Annotated in this window: 15 protein-coding genes; 10 read left to right on the top strand and 5 right to left on the bottom strand. The window is 71.1% G+C overall.

Annotation, left to right across the window (positions count from 1 at the left end; genetic code table 11):
- The first annotated feature begins 34 nt into the window (after positions 1–34).
- Together LHA26_RS02080 and LHA26_RS02075 are read left to right on the top strand one after the other, a co-directional pair.
- Complete coding sequence (locus tag LHA26_RS02080) at positions 35–2,725, top strand: bifunctional [glutamine synthetase] adenylyltransferase/[glutamine synthetase]-adenylyl-L-tyrosine phosphorylase (RefSeq protein WP_252167103.1); 2,691 nt, start codon at positions 35–37, stop codon at positions 2,723–2,725.
- Positions 2,722–3,201 carry a peroxiredoxin gene (locus tag LHA26_RS02075; RefSeq protein ID WP_252167102.1) on the top strand — a complete coding sequence of 160 codons (480 nt, stop codon included), beginning with the start codon at positions 2,722–2,724 and terminating at the stop codon, positions 3,199–3,201. Before LHA26_RS02080 ends, LHA26_RS02075 begins: the two co-directional genes overlap by 4 nt.
- Positions 3,202–3,263: 62 nt before the next feature.
- On the opposite strand, the gene ctrA is transcribed toward LHA26_RS02075, so the two are convergent.
- Positions 3,264–3,965 (bottom strand): response regulator transcription factor CtrA, encoded by a 702-nt coding sequence (gene ctrA / locus LHA26_RS02070; RefSeq protein ID WP_252167101.1) that lies wholly within the window; start codon positions 3,963–3,965, stop codon positions 3,264–3,266.
- Between the two features lie 157 nt (positions 3,966–4,122).
- Between ctrA and LHA26_RS02065 the strand changes: the two genes are divergently transcribed.
- Genes LHA26_RS02065 through LHA26_RS02050 form a run of 4 tightly spaced genes read left to right on the top strand, consistent with a single transcriptional unit; the run spans position 4,123 to position 6,497 of the window.
- On the top strand, positions 4,123–4,779 hold the full coding sequence (locus LHA26_RS02065; RefSeq protein WP_252167100.1) for an RluA family pseudouridine synthase: 657 nt from the start codon (positions 4,123–4,125) through the stop codon (positions 4,777–4,779).
- 3 nt (positions 4,780–4,782) lie between these two features.
- On the top strand, positions 4,783–5,208 hold the full coding sequence (gene arfB, locus LHA26_RS02060) for an alternative ribosome rescue aminoacyl-tRNA hydrolase ArfB (protein ID WP_252167099.1): 426 nt from the start codon (positions 4,783–4,785) through the stop codon (positions 5,206–5,208).
- A 40-nt stretch (positions 5,209–5,248) separates the two neighbouring features.
- Positions 5,249–5,743: a GAF domain-containing protein gene (locus LHA26_RS02055; protein ID WP_252167098.1), complete on the top strand. Its 495-nt coding sequence runs from the start codon at positions 5,249–5,251 to the stop codon at positions 5,741–5,743.
- Positions 5,744–5,795: 52 nt separating this feature from the next.
- Positions 5,796–6,497: a CoA transferase subunit A gene (locus LHA26_RS02050; RefSeq protein ID WP_252167097.1), complete on the top strand. Its 702-nt coding sequence runs from the start codon at positions 5,796–5,798 to the stop codon at positions 6,495–6,497.
- Positions 6,498–6,520: 23 nt separating this feature from the next.
- Here LHA26_RS02050 and LHA26_RS02045 read toward each other — a convergent pair whose 3' ends face one another.
- The gene (locus LHA26_RS02045; protein ID WP_252167096.1) at positions 6,521–7,336 is read right to left on the bottom strand and encodes a shikimate 5-dehydrogenase; all 816 of its coding nucleotides are present in this window, start codon (positions 7,334–7,336) and stop codon (positions 6,521–6,523) included.
- Positions 7,337–7,396: 60 nt separating this feature from the next.
- Positions 7,397–9,067, bottom strand: coding sequence for an alpha-D-glucose phosphate-specific phosphoglucomutase (locus LHA26_RS02040; RefSeq protein ID WP_252167095.1), 1,671 nt, complete (start codon positions 9,065–9,067; stop codon positions 7,397–7,399).
- 75 nt (positions 9,068–9,142) lie between these two features.
- On the opposite strand from LHA26_RS02040, the gene LHA26_RS02035 reads away from it, so the two are divergent.
- Together LHA26_RS02035 and LHA26_RS02030 are read left to right on the top strand one after the other, a co-directional pair.
- Positions 9,143–10,570 carry an amidohydrolase gene (locus tag LHA26_RS02035; RefSeq protein WP_252167094.1) on the top strand — a complete coding sequence of 476 codons (1,428 nt, stop codon included), beginning with the start codon at positions 9,143–9,145 and terminating at the stop codon, positions 10,568–10,570.
- Positions 10,567–11,871, top strand: a complete 1,305-nt coding sequence (locus LHA26_RS02030) for an amidohydrolase family protein (RefSeq protein WP_252167093.1) — start codon at positions 10,567–10,569, stop codon at positions 11,869–11,871. Before LHA26_RS02035 ends, LHA26_RS02030 begins: the two co-directional genes overlap by 4 nt.
- Positions 11,872–11,923: 52 nt before the next feature.
- Here the strand turns inward: LHA26_RS02030 and LHA26_RS02025 are convergent, their stop codons facing one another.
- Positions 11,924–12,319, bottom strand: a complete 396-nt coding sequence (locus LHA26_RS02025) for a hypothetical protein (protein WP_252167092.1) — start codon at positions 12,317–12,319, stop codon at positions 11,924–11,926.
- A gap of 138 nt (positions 12,320–12,457) precedes the next feature.
- On the opposite strand from LHA26_RS02025, the gene LHA26_RS02020 reads away from it, so the two are divergent.
- On the top strand, positions 12,458–13,981 hold the full coding sequence (locus LHA26_RS02020) for an NAD(P)/FAD-dependent oxidoreductase (RefSeq protein WP_252167091.1): 1,524 nt from the start codon (positions 12,458–12,460) through the stop codon (positions 13,979–13,981).
- Between the two features lie 8 nt (positions 13,982–13,989).
- Positions 13,990–15,855, top strand: a complete 1,866-nt coding sequence (locus tag LHA26_RS02015) for a hypothetical protein (protein ID WP_252167090.1) — start codon at positions 13,990–13,992, stop codon at positions 15,853–15,855.
- On the opposite strand, the gene LHA26_RS02010 is transcribed toward LHA26_RS02015, so the two are convergent.
- Positions 15,747–17,153 (bottom strand): dihydrolipoyl dehydrogenase, encoded by a 1,407-nt coding sequence (locus LHA26_RS02010; RefSeq protein WP_252167089.1) that lies wholly within the window; start codon positions 17,151–17,153, stop codon positions 15,747–15,749. The two genes, LHA26_RS02015 and LHA26_RS02010, sit on opposite strands and share 109 nt — an antisense overlap.
- Between the last annotated feature and the right edge of the window lie 44 nt (positions 17,154–17,197).

Genomic DNA, 17,197 nt, shown 5'->3' with positions numbered 1-17,197 from the left:
TGCGATCGCCTTGCACAAAGGACAAGCAGGGCGGATGACGAACAGCGCCGATGCCGCGTCCCTCTCCGCCGCGCTGGCCCGCGCCGAGGCGGAGGCGCCGTTCCTGCGGCGGGCGATGCAGCGCGAACCCGAACTCGTGGATCGGCTCGCCGCGGGCGATCTCGCCGGCGCGCTCGCGCTCACCCGCGCGGTGGCGGGCGAGACGGTGGCGGTGCGGCTGCGGCGCGAGCGGCGGCGGCTGGCGCTGGCGGTGGCGATCGCCGATCTTGCCGGCCTGCTCGATCTGGACGGCGTGACGGGCCTCCTGTCCGATTTCGCGGATCGCGCGCTCGCCCAGGCGATCGCGGCGGCGATCGAGGAGCGCGTTCCGGGCGCGCCGGTCACCGGTCTGGTGGCGCTGGCGCTGGGCAAACATGGCAGCCGCGAGCTGAATTATTCCTCCGATATCGATCCCATCTTCCTGTTCGATCCGGCGACGCTGCCGCGCCGCGCGCAGGACGATCCGGTGGACGCGGCGGCGCGGCTGACGCGGCGCGTGGTGCAGATCTTGCAGGCGCCCGATGCGGACGGGATCGTGTTCCGCGTCGATCTGCGGCTGCGGCCCTCGCCCGAGGCGACGCCCCCGGCGGTGCCGATCAACGCCGCGATCGGCTATTATGAAAGCGCCGCCCTGCCGTGGGAGCGCGCCGCCTTCATCCGCGCCCGCGCCGCGGCCGGGGACATGGCGCTGGGCGCGCATTTCCTCGATGCGATCCGCCCCTTCATCTGGCGGCGGGCGCTCGATTTCGGCACGATATCCGAAATCCGCGGCATCTCGCGCCGCATCCGCAGCCACCACCAGCGCGGCCAGCGTTTCGGCCCCGGCTATGATCTGAAACGCGGCCGGGGCGGCATTCGCGAGATCGAATTCTTCGTGCAGATCCACCAGCTGATCCATGGCGGCCGCGATCCGGCGCTGCGCGCGCCCGCCACGCTGCCCGCGCTGGCGGCGCTGAAGGCGGCGGGGCGCGTCGATCCGGACGAGGCGGACGCGCTCGCCGCCGCCTATCCGCTCTATCGCCGGATCGAGCATCGCCTCCAGATGATCGAGGATCAGCAGACGCATCGCCTGCCCGAGGATGCGGCGGCGCTGGACGGGGTGGCGCGGCTGGATGGTCTGGCGGACGGCGCGGCGCTGCTGGCGCGGCTGGCGCCGCCTGTCGCCACCGTCTGCCGCATCTATGACGCGCTCGATGGCGAGGAGGCGCACGGTCTGCCGCATGATCGCGATGCGCTGGAGGCGGCGCTGGCCGAGGCGGGCTTCGATCCCGCGGCCGATGCCGCCGATCGCATTCTCGGCTGGCGCGGCGGCCAGGCGCGCGCGCTGCGCTCGGCCTCGGCGCAGGAAGCGCTGGAAGCGGTGCTGCCGGGGCTGATCGCCGCGCTGGGCGAGGCGCCCGCGCCTCTGGCGGCGCTCAACCGCTTCGACGATGTCGTGCGGGCGCTGCCGAGCGCGATCAACCTGTTCCGCCTGCTGGCCGCGCAGCCGCCGCTGGCGCGCCTGCTCGGCCAGACGCTGAGCCTCGCGCCGACTCTAGCGGATATGCTCGGCCGCGCGCCGCAGCTGATCGACGGGCTGATCGACGCCAGCGCGCTCGCGCTCCCGCCCGACACCGCCACGCTCGCCGCGCGATTCGCGCCGCAGCCCGGCGAGGATTATCAGGGCCAGCTCGATCGCGTGCGCCGGCTGGTGGGCGAGCTGCGCTTCGCGCTCGGCGTGCAGATCGTGTCGGCGGCGCGCGATCCGCTTGAGGTCGGCGCCGGCTATGCGCGCGTGGCGGAAGGCGCGGTGCAGGCGCTCGCCGCCGCCACGGTGACCGAGTTCGAGCGCGTCCATGGCCGCGTGCCGGGCGGCGAGCTGGTGATCCTGGCGCTGGGCAGGCTGGGCGGCGGCATCCTCACCCACGCCTCCGATCTCGATCTCGTCTATCTCTTCGCGGGCGATTTCATGGCCGAGTCGGACGGCGCCAAGCCGCTCGGCGCGACCCACTATTTCAACCGGCTCGCGCAGCGCGTGAGCGCCGCTTTATCGGTGCCGACGGCGGCGGGCCCGTTGTACGAGGTGGATACGCGGCTGCGACCCTCGGGCGCCAAGGGGCTGCTCGCGCTCTCGATCGAAAGCTTCCGCCGCTACCAGGCGGAAAGCGCCTGGACGTGGGAGCATATGGCGCTGACCCGGGCGCGGCCCATCTTCGGCAGCGCGGCGGCGCGCGCGGCATTGGCGGCGGCGATCGCCGAGACGCTCCAGCGCCCGCGCGATCCGGCGCAATTGCGGGCCGATGCCGTGCAGATGCGGGGCGACATGGCGCGCCACAAGCCCGCGACCGGTCCGCTCGACGTGAAGCTGGGGCCGGGCGGGCTGGTGGATCTCGAATTCGCCATCCATGTCACACAGCTCACGCACCGCGCCGGCTTCGACCCTGGCCTGGCGCAGGCGATCGCGGCGCTGGGCGCGTGGCTGCCGCCGGGGCTGGACGAGGCCTATGCGCTGCTCAGCCGCATGCTGGTGGCGCTGCGGCTGATCGCGCCGAGCGCCGAGGCGCCCGCGCCGCCCGCCCGCGCCGCGCTGGCGCGCGCCTGTGGCATGGCGGATTGGCCGGCGCTGCTTGCGGCGCTCGACGCGGCGCGGCAGAGGGTGGAGGCGGCGTGGCAAGGCATCGCCGCGCCAGCGGGAGAGCGCGCATGACCCAAGAGCTGAAGCCCGGCGATCCGGCGCCGGAGATCGAGCTGACGACACCGGATGGCGGCCGGCTGACGCTGGCGCAGCTGCGCGGCGCGCCGCTGGTGCTCTATTTCTACCCCAAGGACGATACCTCGGGCTGCACGCGCGAGGCGCAGGATTTCTCCGCGCGCAAGGCCGCGTTCGACATGGCCGGGGTGGGGCTGCTCGGTGTCTCGCGCGATACGCCCGACACGCACGCCAAGTTCGCCGCCAAGCACCAGCTGACGGTGCCGCTGGCCAGCGACGAGGCCGGTGCGGCGTGCGAGGCCTTTGGCGTGTGGGTTCAGAAAAGCCTCTACGGCAAGACCTATATGGGCATCGAGCGGGCCACCTTCCTGATCGACGGCGAGGGCCGGATCGCGCAGATCTGGCGCAAGGTGAAGGTGCCCGGCCATGCCGAGGCGGTGCTGAAGGCGGCCGAGGCGCTGGCGCGCGGCTGATACAAGAAGGGCCGCGCCGCCGGCGAGGCGACGCGGCCCGGTTCGGCCCCCACGGCCCAAGATCAGGCGACGGCGGCGGTCGTCGCGTCGTTGGGATCGCGCAGCACATAGCCGCGGCCCCACACCGTCTCGATGTAATTCTCGCCGTCGCAGGCGAGGCTCAGCTTCTTGCGCAGCTTGCAGATGAAGACGTCGATGATCTTCAGCTCGGGCTCGTCCATGCCGCCATAGAGATGGTTGAGGAACATCTCCTTGGTCAGCGTGGTGCCCTTGCGCAGCGAGAGCAGCTCCAGCATCGCATATTCCTTGCCGGTGAGGTGCACGCGCGCGCTATCCACCTCCACCGTCTTGGCGTCGAGATTGACCTGCAGCTTGCCGGTGCGGATCACCGATTGCGAATGGCCCTTGGAGCGCCGCACGATCGCATGGATGCGGGCGATCAGCTCCTCGCGATGGAAGGGCTTGGTGACATAATCGTCGGCGCCGAAGCCCAGCGCGCGCACCTTGGAATCCATCTCCGATACGCCGGAGAGGATCAGCACCGGCGTCTGCACCTTGGCGACGCGGAGCTTCTTCAGCACGTCATAGCCGTGCATGTCCGGCAGGTTGAGGTCCAGGCAGATGATGTCATAGTCGTAGAGCTTGCCGAGGTCCAAACCCTCCTCGCCAAGATCGGTCGTATAGACGTTGAACCCCTCCGCACCGAGCATCAGCTCAATCGCCTTGGCGGTGGTCGGCTCGTCCTCGATCAGCAGAACGCGCATCGTCTGTTACCCCATGGTCGACATCGCGGCAGTTGCGCGACATCATCGCCGTTAACCATTACAGCAATGCGCTATAAAGGTTAACTCCGGGTAAAGCGAAGATGCTTCCGGATCGGTTGAATTTGCAGGACCGTGGCGGCCATGGCACAGGCGGGCCATGGGCCCGGAACATATCCTTTTCCTCGACGGCGAGGCATTGCTGATCGACAAGCCGGCGGGCCTGCCGGTCGATCAGCCGCGACGCGGCGGCGACAGCGTCACGACTAAGGTCCAATCCTTATCGTTCGGTTTCCGCCGCCCTCCGCAACCTGTGCATAGGCTGGATACGGATACCTCCGGATGCCTGCTGCTCGCGCGCAACCCGAAGGCGCACCAGCGCTTCGCCGCCGCCTTTGCCGAGCGCCAGGCGCGCAAGACCTATCTCGCCGTGCTCGACGGGGTTCCGGCCGAGGCGGAGGGCCGCATCGCCCTGCCGCTGGGCAAGCGCTCCACGGCGGCGGAGGGCTGGCGGATGGTCGTCGATCCGCAGGGCAAGCCGGCGGTCACGGCCTGGCGGCTGCTCGGCGCGGCGGAGGGGCGGGCGCTGGTGGAATTCCGCCCCGAGACCGGCCGTACCCACCAGCTGCGCGTCCATGCCGCCGACGGGCTCGGCCTGCCGATCGTCGGCGATCCGCTCTATGGCGTTGCCGGTGGCGGGCTGATGCTCCATGCGTGGCGCCTGGAGGTGCCGCGGCCGCCCAAGCCGCCGGTGCGCGGCGAGGCGCCGCTGCCGGCGCGCTTCGCGCCCTGGCACGCGCTGCTGCCCCAGGACTGAGCCATGGCCCGCATCCCGATCACCGCCAGCGTCGCGATCGACAGCGACGAAATCGAGGAGAAGTTCATCCGCGCCTCGGGGCCGGGCGGCCAGAATGTGAACAAGGTCTCCTCGGCGGTGGAGCTGCGCTTCGATGCGCGCCATTCGCCCTCGCTGCCCGATGCCGTGTCGATCCGGCTCCAGCGGCTCGCCGGATCGCGGCTGACGGGCGAGGGCGTGATCGTGCTGCGCGCCGACGAATATCGGGATCAGCCGCGCAACCGCGAGGCGGCGCTGGCGCGGCTGGTGGCGCTGATCCGCGAGGCGTGCAAGCGGCCCACGCCGCGCCGCGCCACCAAGCCGACCAAGGCCAGCAAGACGCGCCGCCTGGACGCCAAGGGCAGCCGCAGCGCGATCAAGGCCGGGCGCGGCAAGCCCCGGCTGGACTGAGGCGATGGACGCCATCGCCGCCACCGCCTAGAGCGGCGCCATGTACGATTTCGAGCCCGCCGCTTCCACCGATCCCGCCATCCAGTGGGACGATCTCCTCTCCGCCGCCCGCGCCGTGACGGAGGGCGAGCCCGACGCCATCGCCAACATGGCCAATGTCGCGGCGCTGCTGTGGGAGATGCTGCCCGATCTCAACTGGGCCGGCTTCTACCGCATGGTGGAAGGCGAATTGGTGCTCGGCCCCTTCCAGGGCCGCGCCGCCTGCATCCGCATCCCGCTGGGCAAGGGGGTGTGCGGCACCGCCGCCGCCACGGGCGCGGTGCAGCGCGTCGACGATGTCCACGCCTTTCCCGGCCATATCGCCTGCGACGTGGCCTCCGCCTCCGAGCTGGTGGTGCCGATCGTGACGGCGGACGGGCGGGTGCTCGGCGTGATCGATCTCGACAGCCCGCGCGTGGCGCGCTTCGGCGAAGCCGATGTCGCCGGCGGGCTGAAGCTGGCGGCGCTGCTCGCGGCGGCGTTCGCGCCGGCTTGAATCGCGCCGGCCCAACAGGCATCGGCGCCTAAACTGTGGGCGGAGATCGGCGATGGACAAGGTGTTTGCGGACGCGGCGGCGGCGCTGGAGGGCGTGCTGTTCGACGGCATGACGATCATGTCGGGCGGCTTTGGCCTGTCCGGCAATCCCGAAACGCTGATCCCCGAGGTGCGGCGCCGGGGCGTGTCGCGGCTGACAATCATCTCCAACAATGCCGGCGCCGATGGGCTGGGCCTATGGATGCTGCTGGAAAGCCGGCAGGTGACCAAGATGATCTCCTCCTATGTCGGCGAGAACAAGCTGTTCGAGCAGCAATATCTCTCGGGCGAGCTGGAGCTGGAGCTGAACCCCCAGGGCACGCTGGCGGAGCGCATCCGCGCCGGCGGGGCGGGCATTCCGGCCTTCTACACCAAGACCGGCGTCGGTACGGTGGTGGCGGACGGCAAGCCGGTGGAGGAATTTGACGGCGAACTCTACGTGCGCGAGCGCTGGCTGCGCGCCGATCTCGCGCTGGTGAAGGCCTGGAAGGCGGATCGCGCGGGCAATCTCGTCTTCCGCAAGACGGCGCGCAACTTCAACCCGATGATGGCGACGGCGGCGAAGGTGACGGTGGTCGAGGCCGAGGAGATCGTCGAGACCGGCACGCTGGATCCCGACGCCATCCATACGCCGGGCATCTATGTCGATCGCATCATCCCCGCCGCGATCAACGCCAAGCATATCGAGAAGGTAACGACCCGCCCGCGCGGCTGAGCGCGGCGGACGGGTCGCACCGGTCAGGCGGCGCGGGCGAAGGCCGCCGCCTCGGCCACCTGCGCGGCGGTGGGGGTCACGCCCGTATAGAGGCGAAACTGCTCGATCGCCTGGAGCACCATCACATCGGCGCCGAGGATACGCCGCTTGCCCAGCCGCTCGGCGGCGCGCAGCAGCGGCGTTTCCACCGGCAGCGTCACCACGTCGAACACGATCTGCGCCGCCGCGATCATCGGCTCGGGAAAGGCGAGCGTCTCGGCCTCGGGCCCTTCCATGCCGAGCGGCGTGACGTTGATGAGCAGCGGCGCGCCTTCGGCTTCCAGCGTCGGACGCCAGACAAAGCCATACTGCGCGGCGAGCGGCGCGCCCCTCGCCTCGGTGCGGGCGACGATCGTGCCATGGCGGAAGCCCGCATCGCGCAGCGCGGCGGCCACCGCCTTGGCCATGCCGCCCGAACCGCGCAGCAGGAAGGGCGTGGCCGGATCGACATCGCCGATCAGCGCCGCCACCGCGCTATAATCGGTGTTGTGGCCCGTGAGGTGCCCATCGTCGTTGACGATGGTGTTGACGCTGTCGATGGCGCGCGCGGAGGGCTCCAGCGCGTCCAGCATCGGGATCACCGCTTCCTTGAACGGCATGGAGATGGCGCAGCCACGGATGCCGAGCGCGCGGATGCCGCCGATCGCCGCCGCGAGATCGCGGGTGGTGAAGGCCTTATAGACATAATCGAGCCCTGTCAGCTCGTAGAGGCGGTTGTGCAGCCGCGTGCCGAAATTGCTCGGCCGGCCGGACAGCGACATGCACAGCCGCGTATCGCGGCCGAGCGGGGGTTTGGTCATGCAGCGCTCCACGAAAGATCCGCCGGCGCTGCGCGGGCGCGCGCGCCGGCGGAATTGGCTTCAGGTGATGACGTCGGGCTCGTTGCGGCCGGTATGGCCGCTGATGCCGGCGATCGCCTCGGCTGCGGCGACGAGCGGCGCGAGCGCCTCGCCGGTGACGAGATCGAGCGCGCCATCGGCCGGCTCATAGCGTTCCAGATAGACGCGCAGCGTCGCGCCCTCGGTGCCGGTGCCCGACAGGCGGAAGACGATCCGCGAGCCGCCCTCGAACAGGATGCGCACGCCCTGGTTGCGGCTGATGCTCTGGTCGGTGGGATCGGTATAGGCGAAATCGTCCGCCGCGGCGACGACCAGCCCCTCGACATGGCTGCCGGGCAGCCCCTCCAGCTTGCCGCGCAGCCCGGCCATCAGCGCCTCGGCGCCCTCGCTGGCGACGCCCTCATAATCGTGGCGCGCATAATAATTGCGGCCGTACCGGGCCCAATGATCCCGCATCAGCTCGGCCACCGGGATTTTGCGGACGGCGAGGATGTTGAGCCAGAGCAGCACGGCCCAGAGCCCGTCCTTCTCGCGCACATGATCGGAGCCGGTGCCGGCGCTTTCCTCGCCGCAGATCGTCGCCATGCCGGCATCGAGCAGATTGCCGAAGAATTTCCAGCCGGTCGGCGTCTCGTAGCAGCCGATGCCCAGCGCCTCGGCGACACAATCGGCGGCCTGGCTGGTGGGCATGGAGCGGGCGATGCCCTTGAGCCCGGCGGCATAGCCGGGCGCCAGATGCGCGTTCGCCGCCAGCGCCGCGAGCGAATCGGAGGGGGTGACGAACAGCCCCTTGCCGATGATGAGGTTGCGATCGCCGTCGCCATCCGAGGCGGCGCCGAAATCGGGCGCGTCAGGCGCCATCATCTCCTCATACAGCGCGCGCGCATGGACGAGGTTGGGATCGGGATGGTGGCCGCCAAAATCCTCGGAGGGCGTGCCATGCACCACCGTCCCCTTGGGCGCGCCGAGGCGGTTCTCAAGGATCTCGTGGGCATAGGGACCGGTCACCGCGTGCATCGCATCGAAACGGAGGCGGAAGCCCGACGCGATCAGCGCGCGGATCGCCCCGAAATCGAAAAGCTGCTCCATCGCGGCCGCATAATCCTCGACCGGATCGACGATCTCGACCGTCATTCCCTCCACCTCGAGGCTGCCGCGCCCGTCCAGATCGAGATCGGGGCTTTCGGCCAGGCGATATTCGGTGATCGCCTTGGTGCGCGCGAAGATCGCGTCGGTGATCTTCTCGGGCGCGGGGCCGCCGTTCGAGACATTGTATTTGATGCCGAAATCGCCGTGCGGGCCGCCGGGATTATGGCTGGCCGACAGGATCAGCCCGCCAAAGGCGCCGCGGGCGCGGATCAGATTGGAGGCGGCCGGGGTGGAGAGGATGCCGCCCCGCCCGACCAGCACGCGGCCAAAGCCGTTCGCGGCGGCCATGCGGATCGCGGTCTGGATCACGGTGCGGTTGTGATAGCGGCCGTCCCCACCGATCACCAGTGTCGCACCCGCCGGAGCGGCCACCACATCGAACACCGACTGGATGAAGTTTTCCGCATAATGAGGCTGTTGGAACACGCCGACCTTTTTGCGGAGGCCGGAGGTGCCGGGCTTCTGATCGGTAAAGGGGGTGGTAGGCACAAGGCGCACGGTCGCGTCTCCCGTTTGGATCGCTCCTCTTAGCGGGTGCAGCATGGCGGGCTCAAGCCATCGCTTGCGCGAGGCCCCGAAGCACGCTTACCAACGCGGTTCGGGGGACAAGGGGTGACTATGCGAGCGACACATTTGTTTGCGTGCGCGGGCGCGCTGGCGCTGGCCGCCTGCGCGACCGGCCCAAGTGGCGCGGGCCCGGCGAAAAGCGCCGCCGCCGCGCCCGCCAAGGGGCCGGGGCCGGGCAAGGGCTATGCCCATGATCCGTATCCGTCCACCTATCGGCCCTATCCGGGCGTGCCGACGCTGGTGACGAACGTGACCATCTTCGACGGCGAGGGGGGCCGGATCGACAGCGGCGAGGCGCTGTTCGCGGACGGCAAGATCGTGGCGGTCGGGCCGCACGTCGAGGCGCCGGCGGGCGTCACCCGGATCGACGGCACGGGCAAATATCTCACCCCCGGCATCGTCGATATCCACAGCCATCTCGGCGACTATCCTTCGCCCGGCATCGCCGCGCTGTCCGACGGCAACGAGGCGACCGCGCCGACCACGCCCGATGTGTGGGCGGAGCACAGCGTCTGGCCGCAGGATCCCGGCTTCGGCCGCGCGCTGATGAATGGCGGCGTCACCACGCTGCAGATCCTGCCGGGATCGGCCAATCTCATGGGCGGCCGCTCGGTGGTGGTGAAGAATGTCTATGCCCGCACCGCCCAGGCGATGAAGTTTCCGGGCGCGCCCTATGGGCTGAAGATGGCGTGCGGCGAAAATCCGAAGCGCGTCTACGGCTCCAAGGGCCGCGAGCCCTCGACGCGCATGGGCAATATCGCGGTGGACCGGCAGACCTGGGCCAAGGCGGTCGAGTATAAGCGCAAATGGGACAAATATGAGCGCGACGGCGGCGAACCCCCGGCGCGCGACATCGGCATGGACACGCTGGCCGGCGTGCTGGCGGGCGAGATCCTCGTCCAGAACCACTGCTACCGTGCCGACGAAATGGCCAACGTCCTCGATATGGCGCACGAGTTCGGCTATCATGTCAGCGCCTTCCACCACGCGGTGGAGGCCTATAAGATCGCCGACTATCTCAAGCGCGAGAATGTCTGCGCCGCCGTCTGGGCCGATTGGTACGGCTTCAAGATGGAAAGCTACGATGGCATCCCCGAAAATCTCGCGATTCTGCAGCAGGCCGGCGCCTGCGCGATGATCCATTCCGACGATCAGAACGGAATCCAGCGGCTGAACCAGGAAGTCGCCAAGGCGCTCGCCGCCGGGCGCCGGGCCGGCATCGCCATTCCGGATGCGGTGGCGTGGGAGTGGCTCTCCTACAACCCCGCGCGCGCGCTCGGCATCGCCGATCGCACCGGCAGCCTCAAGCCCGGCAAGATGGCCGATCTGGTGCTGTGGAACGGCCATCCCTTCAGCGTCTACACCCGCCCCGACAAAGTGTGGGTGGATGGCGCGCTGCTCTACGACTCGGCCGATCCCAAGCGGCGGCCGGTGAGCGATTTCGAACTGGGCCAGCCTGGCGCGGGAGACGTGAAGTGAAGGCGCTGCTGCTTGGCCTGGCGGGCCTGATCGCCACCGCCCCGGCGGTCGCCGAAACGATCGCCATCACCGGCGGCACCGTCGCGATCGGCGATGGCTCGGCGCCGATCCCGGACGGCATCGTGCTGGTGCGCGACGGCCGCATCCTCGCCGCCGGCGCCGGCGTGGCGATCCCTCCAGAGGCGCGGCGGATCGACGCGCGCGGCAAATGGGTGTCGCCCGGCCTCGTCGCCGGCCTCACCAATATCGGCCTGTCCGACGCCGAGGGCATCGAGGAGAGCAACGATGTGTCGGCGCGCGGCGCGCCCTTCCATGCCGCGATCGACATCGCCCCCGCGGTCAATCCCGATGCCGCGATCCTCGGCAATGAGCGGCTCGGCGGCATCACCCGCGCGGTGCTGACGCCGGACGCGGCGGGATCGATCTTCGCCGGGCAGGGGGCGGTGATCGGGCTGGGCGCCGGTGCGCCGCCGGTGCTCAAGGCGCGCGCCTTCCAATATGTCGAATTCGGCGAGGAGGGCGCGCAGCTGGCGGGCGGCAGCCGACCCGCGGCGTTCGCGGTGCTGCACGACGCGCTCGCCGAGGCCGAGGAGTATCGCCGCAACCCCACCGCCTTTGGCGGACGCGAGCGCGATTCGCTGGTGAAGCGCGGCGATGCCGAGGCGCTGCTGCCCGTGCTGGACGGGCGGCAGCCGCTGCTCGTCCATGTCGAGCGCGCGAGCGACATTCGCGCGGTGCTGGCGCTCACCACGCGCTACCCCCGGCTGCGGCTGGTGCTGGTGGGCGCCACCGAGGGCTGGCGCGTCGCCCCCGAAATCGCCGCCGCCCATGTCCCCGTCATCGCCGCGGCGCTCGCCGATCTGCCCGAGCGGTTCGAGCGGCTGTCGGCGACGGAGAGCAATGTCGGCCGGCTGCGCCAGGCCGGCGTCACCGTCGCACTGTCCAGCGTCGATGCCAGCGCGCCCGCGCCGATGCAGCGCAATCTCAAGCAGTTCGCGGGCAATCTCGTGGCGATCGGCAAGCTGCCCGGCGCCACCGGGCTGAGCTGGGGCGAGGCGCTCGCCACCATCACCGCGCGGCCGGCGGAGATACTCGGCCTGGGCGGCGAGATCGGCTCGCTGCGGCCCGGCCGGCGCGCGGACATCGTCCTGTGGGATGGCGATCCGCTCGAACTCGCCTCGGCGCCGGTGGCGCTGTTCATCGACGGGCGCCCGCAGCCCATGCGCTCGCGCCAGACCGAGCTGCGCGACCGCTACCTCACGCCGCAGGAAGGCGCGCTGCCCAAGGCCTATCAATGGTGAGCGGCGGCTGAGCCGGACGGGGCGGGCGGCGTCATGGGCGACGCCGGCCCCGTCAGTTGCGGCTTTCCGGCGCGCAGTGGCGGGCGGCGCTGGCCAGCAGCTGGGCGGCCAGCGGGGCGTCGGCCGGGGTCGCGGCGGTGGCGCGGATGCGACGCTGGGTGCCGAGATCGTCCACCGAGAACAGCGCATGGCCATTGGCGACCCGGCCATCCGCGCCCACGCTGTCGAAATTGAGATCCAGCATCACCCCGGCGGCGGTGTTGATGGCGGTGAGGCGGCCGGCCGGGCTCCATTCGCTCCGCAGACATTGGACGAGCGGATCGAAGGCCATGTCGGTCACGATCTCGCCCGGCGCGCCGGGCATGGCCTGGGCGGCCGCCGCCGGCGTGCCGGCACCCGCGACGAGGGCGATCAGCGCCGCCGCCTGAACAATCGAGACGCAGTGCATCGGCTTGCCTCCGGCGGCCCGCGCCGCGCTTCCCCGCCCATGGCTAAGGCCATTGGTATCCACAAGAAATATCTCCGATTAACTATGTCTTAGCGGCGTCTGCGGCATGGCCTTCCGATCGCTACCAGGGAAGAGCAGATGGGCGAGGACGGCGCGGTGGTGGATGTGGGCGTGATCGGCGCCGGCCCGGCGGGGCTCACGGCCGCCTATCTGCTCACCAAGGCGGGCCGATCGGTGACGGTGATCGAGCGCGATCCCCGCTACGTTGGCGGCATCAGCCGCACGGTCGAGCAGGACGGGTTCCGCTTCGATATCGGCGGCCACCGCTTCTTCTCCAAATCGCGTCAGGTGGTGGAGCTCTGGAACGAGATCCTGCCCGACGATTTCATCGAGCGGCCGCGCATGAGCCGCATCTATTACGAGGGCAAATTCTACGCCTATCCGCTGCGGGCGTTCGAGGCGCTGCGCAATCTCGGGATCGGCCGCTCGATCGCCTGCATGGCCTCCTTCGCGCGGGCCCGGCTGCGGCCGCGCCGCGATCCGCAAAGTTTCGAGGACTGGACGATCAACCAGTTCGGCGCGCGCCTCTTCGGCATCTTCTTCAAGACCTATACCGAAAAAGTATGGGGCATGGCGTGCGACGAGATCTCGGCCGATTGGGCGGCGCAGCGCATCAAGGGGCTGAGCCTGGGCGGTGCGGTGCTGGATGGCCTCAAGCGGTCGCTCGGCCTCGCGCGGCGCCCCAATGACGGCATGGCCGCCAAGACGCTGCTCGAGAGCTTCCGCTATCCGCGCAAGGGCCCGGGCATGATGTGGGAGGCGGCGCGCGATCATGTCGTCGCCGGCGGCAACGCAGTGCTGATGGATCATGCGCTCGCCCGCCTCAGCTGGAACGCGGCGGAGCGCTGCTGGCATCTGCTCGCCACCACCGGCGATGGCGGCCAGCGCCTGATCCGCGCGCGCGCGATCATCTCCTCGGCGCCGATGCGCGAGCTTGCCGCGCGCCTCCACCCGCTGCCCCGCACCGCCACCGCCGCCTTCGACCTCCGCTATCGCGACTTCCTGACCGTGGCGCTCAAGATTCGCGCGCCCGATCTCTTCCCCGACAATTGGATCTATATCCATGACCCGAAGGTGAAGGTGGGGCGCATCCAGAATTACCGCTCCTGGTCGCCCGAGATGGTGCCCGATCCCTCGGTCGCCTGTGTCGGGCTGGAATATTTCTGCTTCGAGGGCGACGGCTTGTGGGGCATGTCCGATCAGGCGCTGATCGAGCTTGCCACCGCCGAGATGGCGACGCTCGGCCTGTGCGATCCCGCCGCCGTGGAGGGCGGCGTGGTGGTGCGGCAGGAGAAGGCCTATCCGATCTACGATGCCGCCTATCGCGACAATGTGGAGGCGCTGCGGGGCGAGCTGGAAAGCCTCTATCCCACGCTCCACCTTGTCGGCCGCAACGGGATGCACCGCTACAATAATCAGGATCATGCGATGATGACGGCGATGCTGTCGGTGCGCAACATCCTGGCCGGGCGCCGTGTCCACGATGTGTGGGCGGTGAACGAGGATGCCGAATATCACGAGGCGGGCGCCGAGGGCGATGCCGCCGACATCGCGGCGGCCTTGAACGCCGACCGGGCGGTGCCGCGCCGCCGCGTCGCCTGAGCGGGCCGGTGGCGCCGCGCGCCGACGCGCGACGGTTCGCGCTCGCGGTGATGCTGATCTGGCTGGCGGCGGCGCTGCTGATGGTGCTGCTCGCCCGGGGTCGGATCGCGGCGGGAACCTATCTGGACGCCGACGACCAGCTCCGCCTCGTCGAGCTGCGCGACTGGCTGGGCGGCCAGACCTTTCGCGATGTCAGCCAGCATCGGCTCAACCCGCCCTTCGGCGCGCCGATGCACTGGTCGCGCCTGGTGGACCTGCCGCTGGCGGCACTGGTGCTGGCGCTGCGCCCGCTGCTCGGCGCCGCGCGCGCGGAGCTGTGGGCGACGGTGCTGGTGCCGCTCGCCACGCTCTTCCTGGCGATGCTGGCGATCGGGCTGATCGCGCGGCGGCTGGCCGGCGCGCGCGTGGGCCTGCTCGCCGTGGCGCTGGTGCCGCTCTGCCCGCCCGGCCTCGCCCAGTTCCTGCCGCTCCGCATCGATCATCATGGCTGGGAGATTGTGTTCAGCCTTGCCGCGATCGCCGCCGCGCTGGCGCCGCCAAGCCGACGCAGCGCGCTTGCCGCCGCGCTGGCGCTGGCGATCGGCCTTCAGATCTCGCTGGAATCGCTGCCGATGGCGGTCGCCATCCTGGGTGTTGCGGGGCTTGGCTGGGCCTGGAGCGGACGCCGGGCGGAGGGGCGGTGGCTGGCGTCCACGCTGGCGACGCTGGCGCTGGGCGAGGCGCTGCTCTTCCTCGGCCTCCATGCGCCCGGCACGCGGGAGGGCGCCTGCGACGCGATCTCGCCGCCGCAACTCGCCGCGCTGGGCGTGGCGGCGGCGGGGGTGATCGGGCTGGCGGCGGCGGCGCCCGCGCGGCGCGTGGCGCGGCTTGCCGGGCTCGGCCTGGTCGCGCTGGCCGCCGGGCTCGCCTTTCACGCGCTGCCGCCGCGCTGCGGAGCGGACGCCTTCGCCGCGCTCGAGCCGATCGTGCGGCATCGCTGGTACGAAGGGGTGAAGGAAGGCATGCCCATCTGGCATGCGGGCGGGGCGGTGGCGCTGGGCGTCATCCTGTATCCGCTGATCGGGCTCGGCTGCGCGCTGGCCGGCTGGCGCAGCGCGGCAGGGCCGGCGCGGGCGCTCTGGATGCGCTACGCCGCGCTGCTCGCCGCCGCGACGCTCGTCGCCGTGCTTGTGCTGCGGGCGAGCGCGCTCGCCAATCTCCTCGTCGTCCCCGCCGCTGCCTGGGCCATGGCGCGGCTGATGGCGCGCGCCGCCGCCCACCGTCGCGCGCTGGTGCGGGTCGCGGGTGCCGCCGCCGCCGGGCTCGCCCTGGCGCCTCCGATCCTGTCCGGTCTGGGCGCGGGGCTGCTCGCGGCGCCGCCGGCCGATCCCGCCGGCCGGGCGGCCGGCGAGGCGTGCCGCAGCGCGTCCAGCCTCGCCGCGCTCAACAGGTTGGCGCCGGCGCGCTTCCTGCTGCCCTTCGATCTCGCGCCGACGCTGCTGATGGCGACGCACCACAGCGCGCTCGCCAGCGGCCATCACCGCAACCATGCGGCGATGGCGGAGAGCATCCGCGCCTTCGAGGGATCGGATGCGACCGCCCGCACGGTGCTGCGCCGGCACGGCCTCACCTATGTCCTGCTCTGCCCGACCTATGTCGAAACCCGCGATTCGATCGTGGCGGCGCCCCACGGGTTCGCCGCGCATCTGGTGGCGGGCCGCATCCCGCCCTGGCTCGCGCCCGTGCCGATCCCGGGCGCGCGCTTCGGCCTGTGGCGGGTGACGGATCAGGGGCCGGCGGGGCTGCCTTCGTCGCGCTCGGCCGGCGGCATGGTGCCGGCCCGCGCGCAGAGCGCGCGCAGCGCCGGCTTCAGCCCTTCTTCCAGTGTGGGGTGATAGAAGGGCCGGTCGAGCAGCTGGTGGGCCGCGAGACCGTCGGCGATCGCCCAGGCCAGGAGGTGGCCGAGATGCTCGGCGCCGGGCGCGAAGATCTCGGCGCCGATCAGGCGCCCGTCGGGCGCGGCATGGAGCCGGGCGAGCCCGTCTGCCACGCCGTCGATCGTCGCGCGCCCCTGGTCGCGATAATCGGATTCGCCGATCAGCGCGTCCGCCCGGTCGGTCTCGCCGATCAGCGCCAGCGAGGGTTCGGTGAAGAGGATCGAGAAGGGCGGGTCGCGCCGCACGCGCGCGATCTGCGGATAAAGCGCCGCGTTGCGCCCGGCGATCGCGCCCTCGGTGGACGCCTCGTGCAGCACGGGGCGCACGCCATCGGCGTCGCCGGCCATGAACAGCGGCCCGGCGCCCAGCTGGAGCGTCTCCGGGTCGATCGGCAGCGATCCGTCTTCGGGCAGAACCAGCCCCGTCGCGGCGAGATCGAGCTCGTCCAGCGCGGGCGGCCGCCCGGTCGCGACCAACAGGCGATCCACCATCAGGCTGCCCTGGCTGGCGCCGTGCCAGCGCAGCCGCACGCCATCGCCCTCCGCCTCGGCGATCACCTCGGTGTCGAGATGCAGAGCGAGATCGCGCGTCAGCACGTCGCGCAGCGCCGCGCCGATCGGCCCGTCCGCCGCGACGCCACCGAGCGTCTGCCCCTGATCGAAGACGGCCACCTCCACGCCGAGACGGGCGAAGGCCTGGGCAAGCTCCAGCCCCAGCGGCCCCGCGCCGATCACGCCCAACCGCGCGGGCAGATCGGTGAGCGTGAACAGGCTTTCGTGCGTCAGCGCGCGATCGCCGAGCGCGGCGAAGGCGGGCGGCAGCGCCGGCCGGGCGCCGGTGGCGATCACCACCGCGCGCGCCTCGATCTCCGCGCCATCGTCGAGCCCGAGCCGCGTCGGGCCGAGAAAGCGCGCCGATCCGCGCCGCTTGACGCCCTCCGGCAGGGCGGCGATGTCCGCCTCCACCCCGGCGGTGAACCGATCGCGCAAGTCCCGCACGCGCTTCATCACCGCCCGGCCGTCGACCGCAGGCGCCGACGCGCCCACGCCGAAGTCCGGCGCGCGCCGCACCGCCTGCGCGGCCCGCGCCGCCGCGATCAGCAGCTTGGACGGCATGCAGCCGCAGCGCGCGCAGGTCGTTCCGGCGAACTGCGGATCGATCAGCAGGGTGTTCGCCCCGGCCGCACGCGCAGCGCGTTCGGCGGCGAGCCCGGCGGTGCCGGCGCCGATCACGGCGACATCATAGATCAGGGTCATGGCCGCCCAACCGGCGGCGGCGGGGGCCGGTTCCGGCGCGGCGA

The organism is Sphingomonas morindae, assembly GCF_023822065.1.
GTDB classification, from domain to species: domain Bacteria; phylum Pseudomonadota; class Alphaproteobacteria; order Sphingomonadales; family Sphingomonadaceae; genus Solisphingomonas; species Solisphingomonas morindae.
The sequence above is the reverse complement of the archived record's forward strand: the minus strand, read 5'-3'. Positions and strand labels throughout refer to the sequence as shown.

What these genes read in the sequence shown, in the direction of transcription:
- LHA26_RS02080 (WP_252167103.1), top strand. Translation starts at nt 35, where the DNA reads ATGACGAACAGCGCCGATGCCGCGTCCCTCTCCGCCGCGCTGGCCCGC.
- LHA26_RS02075 (WP_252167102.1), top strand. Translation starts at nt 2,722, where the DNA reads ATGACCCAAGAGCTGAAGCCCGGCGATCCGGCGCCGGAGATCGAGCTG.
- ctrA (WP_252167101.1), bottom strand. Translation starts at nt 3,965, where the DNA reads ATGCGCGTTCTGCTGATCGAGGACGAGCCGACCACCGCCAAGGCGATT.
- LHA26_RS02065 (WP_252167100.1), top strand. Translation starts at nt 4,123, where the DNA reads ATGGGCCCGGAACATATCCTTTTCCTCGACGGCGAGGCATTGCTGATC.
- arfB (WP_252167099.1), top strand. Translation starts at nt 4,783, where the DNA reads ATGGCCCGCATCCCGATCACCGCCAGCGTCGCGATCGACAGCGACGAA.
- LHA26_RS02055 (WP_252167098.1), top strand. Translation starts at nt 5,249, where the DNA reads ATGTACGATTTCGAGCCCGCCGCTTCCACCGATCCCGCCATCCAGTGG.
- LHA26_RS02050 (WP_252167097.1), top strand. Translation starts at nt 5,796, where the DNA reads ATGGACAAGGTGTTTGCGGACGCGGCGGCGGCGCTGGAGGGCGTGCTG.
- LHA26_RS02045 (WP_252167096.1), bottom strand. Translation starts at nt 7,336, where the DNA reads ATGACCAAACCCCCGCTCGGCCGCGATACGCGGCTGTGCATGTCGCTG.
- LHA26_RS02040 (WP_252167095.1), bottom strand. Translation starts at nt 9,067, where the DNA reads ATGCTGCACCCGCTAAGAGGAGCGATCCAAACGGGAGACGCGACCGTG.
- LHA26_RS02035 (WP_252167094.1), top strand. Translation starts at nt 9,143, where the DNA reads ATGCGAGCGACACATTTGTTTGCGTGCGCGGGCGCGCTGGCGCTGGCC.
- LHA26_RS02025 (WP_252167092.1), bottom strand. Translation starts at nt 12,319, where the DNA reads ATGCACTGCGTCTCGATTGTTCAGGCGGCGGCGCTGATCGCCCTCGTC.
- LHA26_RS02020 (WP_252167091.1), top strand. Translation starts at nt 12,458, where the DNA reads ATGGGCGAGGACGGCGCGGTGGTGGATGTGGGCGTGATCGGCGCCGGC.
- LHA26_RS02010 (WP_252167089.1), bottom strand. Translation starts at nt 17,153, where the DNA reads ATGACCCTGATCTATGATGTCGCCGTGATCGGCGCCGGCACCGCCGGG.